Below are 8,556 nucleotides of genomic sequence, written 5' to 3'. Positions count from 1 at the left end.
AAATCATACGAAAAACAAAAAACGAAATAATCAGCAAAAATGGTAATAGAATAATGCTTTTGTATTGCCTTAAAAATTTCATTTTATTTCCTTGTTGGGAATTTTTAAATTTTATAGTGCTTGATTTGGATCTGGAGTAGTTGGCATTTATGCTTGAGAGCTTTGAGCCCTTGTAGCTTACGAGGTTATTTGCTTTTAATAAGCTCGCAGCCATTATATTGACACAAAATAGGGCTACTATTAATTTCAAGCACTTATTCATATTTATTTTCATCAAAATTATAAAATTGAATATTCTCAAAATTTTCTAATTCAAGATATGCTTCGCTTGCAACATTATAAATCTCTAGCCTACTTACATAATCGTTATTGTAGAGTAAGAAGTTGGTTTCATATTCTCCTTTTGTGAACACCATAATATCTATTACTGTAGTGTTTATCGGGAAATTTTCTAACGATAGCTTTTCCGTACCTTTAGGCTCTTTAAATTTTATTAGCATATAACCTACTTCCTTTATCACGCTATCGATCTTTATAAGTCTGAGATGAGATATTAATTCATCTCTGCCTTTAAATTTATATCGAAGCATTATGTTAAGCCATCTTTCTACGTTAGGCGGTAAACTCTTGTTTATAAAAAATTGATCATTTTTCTGTTGGTTCATTTGGCTCCTGTAGGATGGTATATGGACCGATAGCCGGGCAGTATGCAAAGTCATCTCCGTTTCTGGCGCGATAATTAGTGATGTATCGAACCGCTAGTTCGAATGCATCGTCACCGTCATCTCCATCTTTAATGCTCCAGCTATCGTATGTGATGATGGGCTCATTACCGCTTAGGCGATATACGTCTCCTCCGACGATAACCATATCTTTGCTTTTTGTGATTTTAAGCACCTCCATTACATCGTCGAATCTCCAAGCGATATCATAAATTCCGTACTCCTCTCTTAGGCGTATACCGCGTTCTAGCAAATCTTGCGGCACGATATTTACGTAATCTTCATCTATAAATGACATAATCTCTCCTTCCATTAAAATTTAATTTATTGCAAAGACTTTTCTATATCGTTTATTAGGTGATGAAGCGCTTTGAGACGACTAGAACTCGGATTATTTTGGTTTAAATCTAAAATATCACTATACTTTATCGTATTTGCATCGCGCTCGTCAAAAGATGGAAGTATATATCTTTCGTTCATCTTAACGATTTTTGCGATATAGTTCTCGCTTATGCCGTTTTTGGTTTTATGTAATATATACGTAAAAGGGCTTTTAGACGATATCATTGCTCTTTCTGTAAAACTGACATAATAGGTTTTAACCAACCTAATAAACAACTGAATTATTCTAAAACAATTATAACATAAAAAGAAACAAAAAAATCAAAAATTACTAAAAGCCCTAAATATCGGCATTCAAAGGAAGCAAAAGATATTTAAAAGAAGTGATTTAAACTTAAAAATAGCTTAAATGGTGGAGTTAAGCGGGATCGAACCGCCGACCTCTTGAATGCCATTCAAGCGCTCTCCCAGCTGAGCTATAACCCCAATAAAGATTTTGTAATTTTACATTATTTTACTTACAAAATTTTTAAATTCCGGCGCTACGCCAAAATTTTCTCCGCAAAGGCCGCTATAAAATGAAATTTTAAGCTTGCATTGGGTAATATTTCATTTCTTTGCGCGGGAATAGCTCAGTGGTAGAGCGCAACCTTGCCATGGTTGATGTCGCGAGTTCGACTCTCGTTTCCCGCTCCATTTTACATTCTGTTTTTGTATTAAACGTGCCCGGATGGCGGAATCGGTAGACGCAAGGGACTTAAAATCCCTCGGAATTTTTTCCGTGCCGGTTCAAGTCCGGCTCCGGGCACCACCTAATAAGCCGGCGTGGCGACATAGCCAAGTGGTAAGGCATGAGCCTGCAAAGCTTTGATCCCCGGTTCGAATCCGGGTGTCGCCTCCAGATCCTAAAAAGGAGTTATTATGAGATACATACTAGCGGCTCTTTTGGCATTGATGGTTTTTGGCGGGTGCTCTAATACTTGGCACGGCGTAAAAGAGGACTCACACAATGCGGCTCAATGGACCAAAGAAAAGGTTCACAATGGCGCCGAGTGGGTCGGAGAAAAAACCGAATAAATTCCACGTGTAGATCTTGATCTGCGCGAACTTTCGGCGGGGTCTACCCGCCCTTAATCGGGAGATGGCTGAGCGGTCGAAAGCGGCGGTCTTGAAAACCGTTGAGGTGAAAGCCTCCTGGGGTTCGAATCCCTATCTCCCGGCCATTTTAATCTAATCCGAAATTCCATTTTAACTTCAAATTTTCACATTTTATTTATACTCATTTTCATTTAATGCTCTTTGCGTTTAAACTCTACTTCACGATATACGGCGTAAATAGGCAGCTAGAATAGCATATTCGCAAATGAATGCTAGAAAGATACGTAGGAAAAAAGCCAAGATTTCGATAGTTGGCCTAATTGATCAGTCTGAATCAAAGTAGTGCACAATGGTGAAATAATATAATGGCATTAAGCTTTGAGCGTTCGTCTGGTATAAAAGTGAATGGAAAATCTAGCAACGAAATTTAGTTATGAGTTTTTAAGACGTAGCATTCATTGTACCGGGCGTAAAATTTTGGAAGCTCCGCGAAATTTAAAATTCCATGACGCGCGCCGTAAAATTTTAGCGTGCGCATCGTATGATTTAACGTGCGCGCCGTAAAATTTCAATGCGCATACAAAATTTTAAAATTCGCGCCCAAATTTAAGCTATAATCGCTTCAAATTTTAAGGAGCCGCAAATGCTAAAATCATATCCTCTTGCGATGTAGGGCGTGGAGTTTCGCGGACACGGCGTGACGGGCATTTACGAGATGGGCGAGCGGATAGCCTTCGTTCATTTTGCTTTCGCGGCTCCTAGCGAACAAAATATCGCCGCAAAGCTAACGCCCAGCTACGTGCTACTAGATACGTTTTCACGCGATTTTAGCGAGCACAAAAGATCGGTGCTCGCCTACGAACAGCGCGAAATTTTCTTCGCCGCCTCCGCGCTTTGTTACCCGCAGGACGGTCACTTCGTGCTAAATACGAGATACTGAGGGCTTCGTCGATTCGCCCGCAAAACTCATCAAAATACAAGATGGCGAAATGGCCGAGCTTGGCGACGCTCCTGCACCCGTGAAGCAGATCTACAACGATGCGCGAACCTACGAGTTTGACGGCTTTGCCGTGCGGATGAGTTCACCCTTTATGATGGAGTGCAGAGCTTCGCAAGGTGGGTCAAATTTAAACGGTGCGGCGGCTGTTTTAGGCGGCACGCTAAATTCTAGCGGCTTGGCGGGCGAAAATTTAAAAAATTCCTCCGAAAATGACGGCGCGGCGGCTGTTTGCAAAGAAAGCAAAAGCGATCCGTGCGATGAAACAAGCGAGGCAAAAGATAAAATTTCAAACGGCGGCAAGCAAACCCGCAAAAAAGCGGCCGCAAAAGGTAAAATTCTTTGGCGGCTGAAGTTAGGAGCGTATCTATATACGCCCGTTTGCCTGCGCGGCGGAGCAGTGCATTTTGATGCGCAAGGTAAGCGGCAGGGATGCAAGACGCTGTATTTCGGCACCGCGGGCAAGGGCGGGCACCTATACGCCGTAGACGCAGCAAGCGGCGAAGTGATCTTTAAGTTTGACACCGGCGGAACCGAGCATTTTGCGTGGTTTGATGATAAAATTTTACTCGCAGATCGCCGTAATAAGCCCGTTTTGATTAGCGCGGACGACGGCTCGATCTTAAAAGAGGTGGAATTCGGCGAGTTTCAATTCGGCTCGGATCAGATCATGCTCGCTAGCGGCGGGCGCCTCTACGCCGTGGCAAACGATGGAGCCGCGATGCACGCAGTCTGCGCGGATATTTAAATTGGACAGATTGAAATTCGGCTTGTAATTGTGGATTAAATTAAACGCAAGCCTTGAGCCGCCGAACGCTTTGGATATGGAATTTACCTAGTTCGGCGGGGCGCGGTCATGACCCAAAAGCGTCCGATTTTAAATCGCCACAGACCCGCTCGCTAAATGAAATTTATTCGCCCGGCGCGTCGTTTCGAACTGAAATTCAAACCCCTCGCCTTAAAATTTAAAGCGGTCGCGGTAAATTTCAAGGCGCGAAGTGGTGCGAGCTGCCGCGAAATTCCATCGAACTTTGCGGCGTGCGCGGGCAAACTTCGGCGATGATATTGACCGCAACGCCCGTTTCATTGAAATATCACAAACTGCTTTTGAAATTTTGACGGGCTGATCCGCCGCTCTTTCAGCATGTAGCGGCAAACCCTTTCAAAATCCGCCGCGCTCATCATAAAACTGATAAATCCGCCCTTGCCGTCATAGATGATCAAAGTATCGATCGCACGAAAGCTAAATTTCCCCTCCGTGATCTTTGAAAAAATCAGCTTAGAGGCGAAAAACGGCAAAATCAATCCCACCGCGCTCATAATAAAAATTATAAATCCTCTAAGGCTTTGTAAAAATCCGACAAACGCAACGGCTATCACGATGAACGAAAACACAATACCTACGGAATTTCTAGCGGGCACGATATGTCCGAATAGCGGCGTGGCGGTGAGCTTTATGAGCGATATCTCATCAAATTTTATAGATTTCGTGATTTTGCCTTTATTTACGTAGTTGATACTCCTGTTCGTCAAATGCACAAGGCGCGTATGGGCGCTGTTTAGATACGATATGACGGCGAATGCTACGAAAACAAACGGCGTATAGTATGGGAAAATATCCCCTATGTATAGAAACACCGGTACCGCCAAGGGGGCGAAGAATAGGTTATAAATAAAGAATACTATTATGTTGTAGTCTTTGACGACAAAGAGTTTATTATCAAATTGCGGCGGATTTCGGCGCTCGGCGTTATTTTGTTCGGATTGCGATTCTTGCGGCTCATCGTTAAAATTTTTCATTAAATTTTTGCTCTTATTTTAAAATTTACCGCTAGCGGCTCGGGCGTTTTGCGATGATTAAATTTTGCTTTTACGTTTAAATTTTATCGTCAAACAGCGCGCGGACATCTGCCTAGAAGCTTTTTACATAAAATTGACAAGATCAAAATTGCGGGCAAGTCGCATTTGGAAGATAGAAATTGTACGACTTCCTTGCACTCGCTCGCAGGTTTAGAGACTCATGCCCGCTGGCTGGAACTAAGCCCGATAAGGACGATCAGCCCGATGGCTCTAAGTTTTAAGGTCGATGTCCGCCGGCCGCAGCACCTTTGCGAGCTGTATTACTACGGAATTTATTGTCGCTAGGCTAGAAAATAACACTGCAGCTGCAATTTTTGCAAGCTGCATTTTATCAGACGTGCATTTGGCAAACACTAAAAACCGCGAACTCTCCGGCATAAAGCACGCTGTAGCGCGCTCGCTAATTAAAATTTACTCGCTCTCAGTGCCGCTTCGGTTAAATTTTAGATCTCGCAGCGCGCTTTCGTCCGCGCCGCCGCTTTTTTTTGCATTTTAAATTTAAACCTTGCGGCGACATTCTGTGTCCGCACTGCCGCCATTGAATCTACTTCAATTTAAGCCCGCGCCTAACTTACATCAATTAGATGAAACTTATGCACGCTAGTCTCAGATGTTGTAAGGTCGCGGCGCGAGTATCGCCGCAATCACTGCTAAAATTTGACCTATCCTGCCAAGATCGGCACTGAGGTTTAAATTTAAGTTGTGTTGCTCGGTAGGCAAGCAGGCGGATGCTCAGTCGCATTTTACCGCCTCGGGCTTCCTTGCTGAAAAAATTTAATGCCCTCCTGCAAAAGCCACGCGCTCGCATAAAGCCGCAGCCCGCCTAGGCTTGGCGCGTCCATCGCCATCTCATGACCTTCAAATCTCGCACTAAATTTGCCGTCCTCGCCGTACGCCTTAGCGACACAATCCTAAGCAGAGCCCGTCTGCGTCCTTTCAAAATTTATCAGCGCCACGTATCGGTACCGCGTGCGCTTACCGCACCGCCGCATAAAATTTCGAGGTCTTATAGTTCAAAATCAAAGCAGTAAAAATCATCCGCCTTGTCCCAAAGCTCTTCTAGTGAGCGTCCGTCTATCTGCAGCGCGGCGTAGAGTTCCCGCAGCGTGACGAAATACCACTCGCCACTCGCGTTTGCACCCGTCTCGTCCGCGTATCTTTGAAATGAGCAGCGATCCGCATAGGTGATGATCAAGTATTGCGCGCCGTGCAGGCGAAAGCCAAGCTCTGGCTCGCCTATAAACTTGCGCGATGGGGCGTTAGTCTCGAAGCATGCAAGCAAAAGCTGGGCTCGGGCTCGCCGCCCTCGGCTACGCATTTTAGCAGCATTTGCTCTATAGTTTCAAATGAGTAGTCTGACATTTCGCTCCGATCTTAAAATTTTATCGCCGCCGCATATCGCGAGCCGTTTTACTCCGCCAAAAACTCGAAGCGCTCGATCATATCCAAAAGCATATCGGCTCTGCAAATTTCATCGTCCAGCAGATCGTCGTATTGATCTCGCAGTCGCTCGGCGTCTTGCGCCACGGGCTCTAAATACTTTCTAGCCTGCGCGGGTTCGCCCTTCATCACGTAGTATTCGCCCAAGATCACGCGAGCTCGCGTCTTGCTAACCTCGTCGCCATCGCCCTCAAGTGCCGCTTTTAGGCTCTGCACGCCGCCCTCCTCAAGCCCTCGCGAGAGCTGCGTTACCTTCTGTAAAGCTTCGCATCCATTTTCGCTCCTTTGCAAAATTTTATTTGAAATAGTAGAACAAATTCCCGCCGCACTCAAGATCCACGAACTCCTTGCTGTCAAAATAGAGCTTAAATTTCATGTGGCTCAGGTATTTGGCGTCCTGCGCTTTCTCTATAAAATTTCTTATCAGCCGCTCTATTTTTTCGTTGCTTTCACCGCGCGCCGCATCCTGCCTCGTGAAATAAAAAACTACGGGCGCGTCGGACACCGCTGTGATATACCAAATTTTAAGCGGTGCTAAAAGCTCGCTTCGGTTTCGCAGCAGCTCCTCTACGGCGCCTTGGATCAGATCGGTGCGGATCTGCGACTCGAAGGACTCGACCGAGATATAAAAATTCTTAAGTCCGTTTAGTTTCTCGAAAAGCGGCGTGCGGGCAAGGTAGCGCTCGATGCACTTTTTATCGGTGATTTTTGCGGCATCTTTATCGAAGCGAAGCACGATCTTAAGCCACGCCGAGTTCTTGCCCGCGCCGTAAAACGCGCTGATCGCTCGAACTTTAAATTTAGCGTCTATGAACTCTATCAGACCCCTGACGTTTTCACTATTTTTGACTTTGCCCTCTATGATCTCTTTGCAGCGCCTGCTCTGATACGGGCTTAGATCGCAAAACATCGCGCGCCTTTAAATTTAAAGTGATTTAAATTTAGCCCGCATCGTAAGCCTCGAGCATATCGAAAGTCGGAGCGAAAAAGAGCGCGCCCGTCTTTGCGGTGCTGAAATCCAGTAGGCGGTCGTAGTTGCCTCGCGGGCGGCCGATAAACATACTCTCAAGCATCAGCTCCAGCGTGCTAAAGGTACTTGCGTAGGCGATGAAGTAGGTTCCCGTCTCGCCGTCTTGCACAAACGGCATATTGCCGCGCACGACCTTTTTATCGTCGCCGACGTTGGCTGCGGCGGAGTGCGAGTTGCTAGGTTTTATCTCCTCGCTCATCTCGATGTCGTTTTGTTTGCTACGCCCGATGACGCGCTCCTGCTCGGCGACGCCCGCGGCGTTCCATGCGCTCATATCGTGAATATATTTCTGCACGAAAAGGTAGCTGCCGCCCTTATACGCCGCATCCTCGTCGCCTACCTTGGCGAAAAAGTCGCGATCTGCGCCTTGCGGATTTTCGGTGCCGTCCACAAAGCCGATGATAGCGCGCCCGTCGTAGTATTTGAAGCCACAGATCTCCTCCTCGCATGTCGCGACATCCTTTAGCGCGGCTCTGATCTCGCTTGCCATATCGTAGCAAACGGCTTGATTCGCGGCTCTAATGTGGATATGAATATCGCCGCCGGTGGCGGGCGCAGTGTACTTGTCACCTCTAATCTCTTCGAAATTTTTTAGCTCTTTCGGCAAAGGCTTTGGCAAGCTTAGCATTTTCCATGCCTCAAAGCCCACGCCGAGCACGCAGCTCGTCTCGCTAGCCGCGCCGAATCTCGTAACGGCGGTTTTGTTTAAATTTATCACCAAACCGCAAAGGCCCTCGAAAGCCTTTTTGCAGGCGGTTTTGTCTGCGTTAAAGCGCCAGATCATAAATACGGTGTTGTTGCCGGGCGCGTCGGTTACGTTTTGGGATTTGACATGCGCACAGGCGCAACTTTTTTCTTCACTCATTTTTCTCTCCTTTAAAGTAAAATTTAAAAGGAATTTTAGCGCAATATCGGTAAATAACGCGCGTTTGGGTCGAATTTGCGCAGGATTTAGGTACGAAATTTGTGGATAGAATTTTGCAAGCGTAGCCTCCAGATCTAAATTTGAAACGAGTAGAATGCCGTAGAGTAGAATTTTATGAAATTTTAAAATTTTAAGGTGCAAC

The 8,556-nt window shown here is 45.7% G+C and carries 13 protein-coding genes and 5 tRNA genes; 7 read left to right on the top strand and 11 right to left on the bottom strand.

Annotation, left to right across the window (positions count from 1 at the left end; all coding sequences use genetic code 11):
• The 5 genes from Q0140_RS01025 to Q0140_RS01005 all read right to left on the bottom strand — a co-directional run.
• A partial coding sequence (locus Q0140_RS01025) for a hypothetical protein (RefSeq protein WP_297960707.1) occupies nt 1-250 on the bottom strand: 250 nt, incomplete at its 3' end.
• 4 nt (nt 251-254) lie between these two features.
• On the bottom strand, nt 255-665 hold the full coding sequence (locus tag Q0140_RS01020; protein WP_297960704.1) for a hypothetical protein: 411 nt from the start codon (nt 663-665) through the stop codon (nt 255-257).
• Nucleotides 646-1,020 (bottom strand): Imm40 family immunity protein, encoded by a 375-nt coding sequence (gene imm40 / locus Q0140_RS01015; RefSeq protein WP_297960701.1) that lies wholly within the window; start codon nt 1,018-1,020, stop codon nt 646-648. Before imm40 ends, Q0140_RS01020 begins: the two co-directional genes overlap by 20 nt.
• A 26-nt stretch (nt 1,021-1,046) precedes the next feature.
• The gene (locus tag Q0140_RS01010) at nt 1,047-1,289 is read right to left on the bottom strand and encodes a hypothetical protein (RefSeq protein ID WP_297960698.1); all 243 of its coding nucleotides are present in this window, start codon (nt 1,287-1,289) and stop codon (nt 1,047-1,049) included.
• A gap of 185 nt (nt 1,290-1,474) precedes the next feature.
• A tRNA-Ala gene (locus Q0140_RS01005) sits at nt 1,475-1,550 on the bottom strand.
• 135 nt (nt 1,551-1,685) lie between these two features.
• Here Q0140_RS01005 and Q0140_RS01000 point away from each other — a divergent pair.
• From Q0140_RS01000 to Q0140_RS00970, 7 genes are all read left to right on the top strand, one after another.
• Nucleotides 1,686-1,760, top strand: a tRNA-Gly gene (locus Q0140_RS01000).
• 28 nt (nt 1,761-1,788) lie between these two features.
• A tRNA-Leu gene (locus Q0140_RS00995) sits at nt 1,789-1,875 on the top strand.
• A 16-nt stretch (nt 1,876-1,891) separates the two neighbouring features.
• Nucleotides 1,892-1,965 (top strand) — tRNA-Cys (locus Q0140_RS00990).
• A gap of 20 nt (nt 1,966-1,985) precedes the next feature.
• A complete protein-coding gene (locus Q0140_RS00985; RefSeq protein ID WP_297960696.1) occupies nt 1,986-2,141 on the top strand; it encodes a hypothetical protein in 156 nt (51 codons plus the stop codon).
• Between the two features lie 58 nt (nt 2,142-2,199).
• Nucleotides 2,200-2,287: transfer RNA gene (locus Q0140_RS00980), tRNA-Ser, on the top strand.
• A gap of 572 nt (nt 2,288-2,859) precedes the next feature.
• Nucleotides 2,860-3,102: a hypothetical protein gene (locus Q0140_RS00975; RefSeq protein WP_297960693.1), complete on the top strand. Its 243-nt coding sequence runs from the start codon at nt 2,860-2,862 to the stop codon at nt 3,100-3,102.
• Between the two features lie 49 nt (nt 3,103-3,151).
• Nucleotides 3,152-3,907 carry a PQQ-binding-like beta-propeller repeat protein gene (locus Q0140_RS00970; RefSeq protein ID WP_297960690.1) on the top strand — a complete coding sequence of 252 codons (756 nt, stop codon included), beginning with the start codon at nt 3,152-3,154 and terminating at the stop codon, nt 3,905-3,907.
• 335 nt (nt 3,908-4,242) lie between these two features.
• On the opposite strand, the gene Q0140_RS00965 is transcribed toward Q0140_RS00970, so the two are convergent.
• From Q0140_RS00965 to Q0140_RS00940, 6 genes are all read right to left on the bottom strand, one after another.
• Nucleotides 4,243-4,959, bottom strand: a complete 717-nt coding sequence (locus tag Q0140_RS00965) for a hypothetical protein (RefSeq protein WP_297960687.1) — start codon at nt 4,957-4,959, stop codon at nt 4,243-4,245.
• 640 nt (nt 4,960-5,599) lie between these two features.
• Complete coding sequence (locus tag Q0140_RS00960) at nt 5,600-5,761, bottom strand: hypothetical protein (protein ID WP_297943611.1); 162 nt, start codon at nt 5,759-5,761, stop codon at nt 5,600-5,602.
• 264 nt (nt 5,762-6,025) lie between these two features.
• A complete protein-coding gene (locus Q0140_RS00955; protein ID WP_297960685.1) occupies nt 6,026-6,301 on the bottom strand; it encodes a hypothetical protein in 276 nt (91 codons plus the stop codon).
• Nucleotides 6,302-6,429: 128 nt separating this feature from the next.
• Nucleotides 6,430-6,792, bottom strand: a complete 363-nt coding sequence (locus Q0140_RS00950) for a hypothetical protein (RefSeq protein ID WP_297960682.1) — start codon at nt 6,790-6,792, stop codon at nt 6,430-6,432.
• Nucleotides 6,755-7,369: a hypothetical protein gene (locus Q0140_RS00945; protein WP_297960679.1), complete on the bottom strand. Its 615-nt coding sequence runs from the start codon at nt 7,367-7,369 to the stop codon at nt 6,755-6,757. Before Q0140_RS00945 ends, Q0140_RS00950 begins: the two co-directional genes overlap by 38 nt.
• 31 nt (nt 7,370-7,400) lie before the next feature.
• Nucleotides 7,401-8,556 (bottom strand): Dyp-type peroxidase (locus Q0140_RS00940; RefSeq protein ID WP_297960676.1); only part of this gene is annotated, 1,156 nt, incomplete at its 5' end.

This window comes from uncultured Campylobacter sp. (genome assembly GCF_938045405.1).
GTDB lineage: Bacteria > Campylobacterota > Campylobacteria > Campylobacterales > Campylobacteraceae > Campylobacter_B.
Note: the sequence above shows the minus strand (reverse complement) of the source record. Positions and strands in the feature narration are given on the sequence as shown.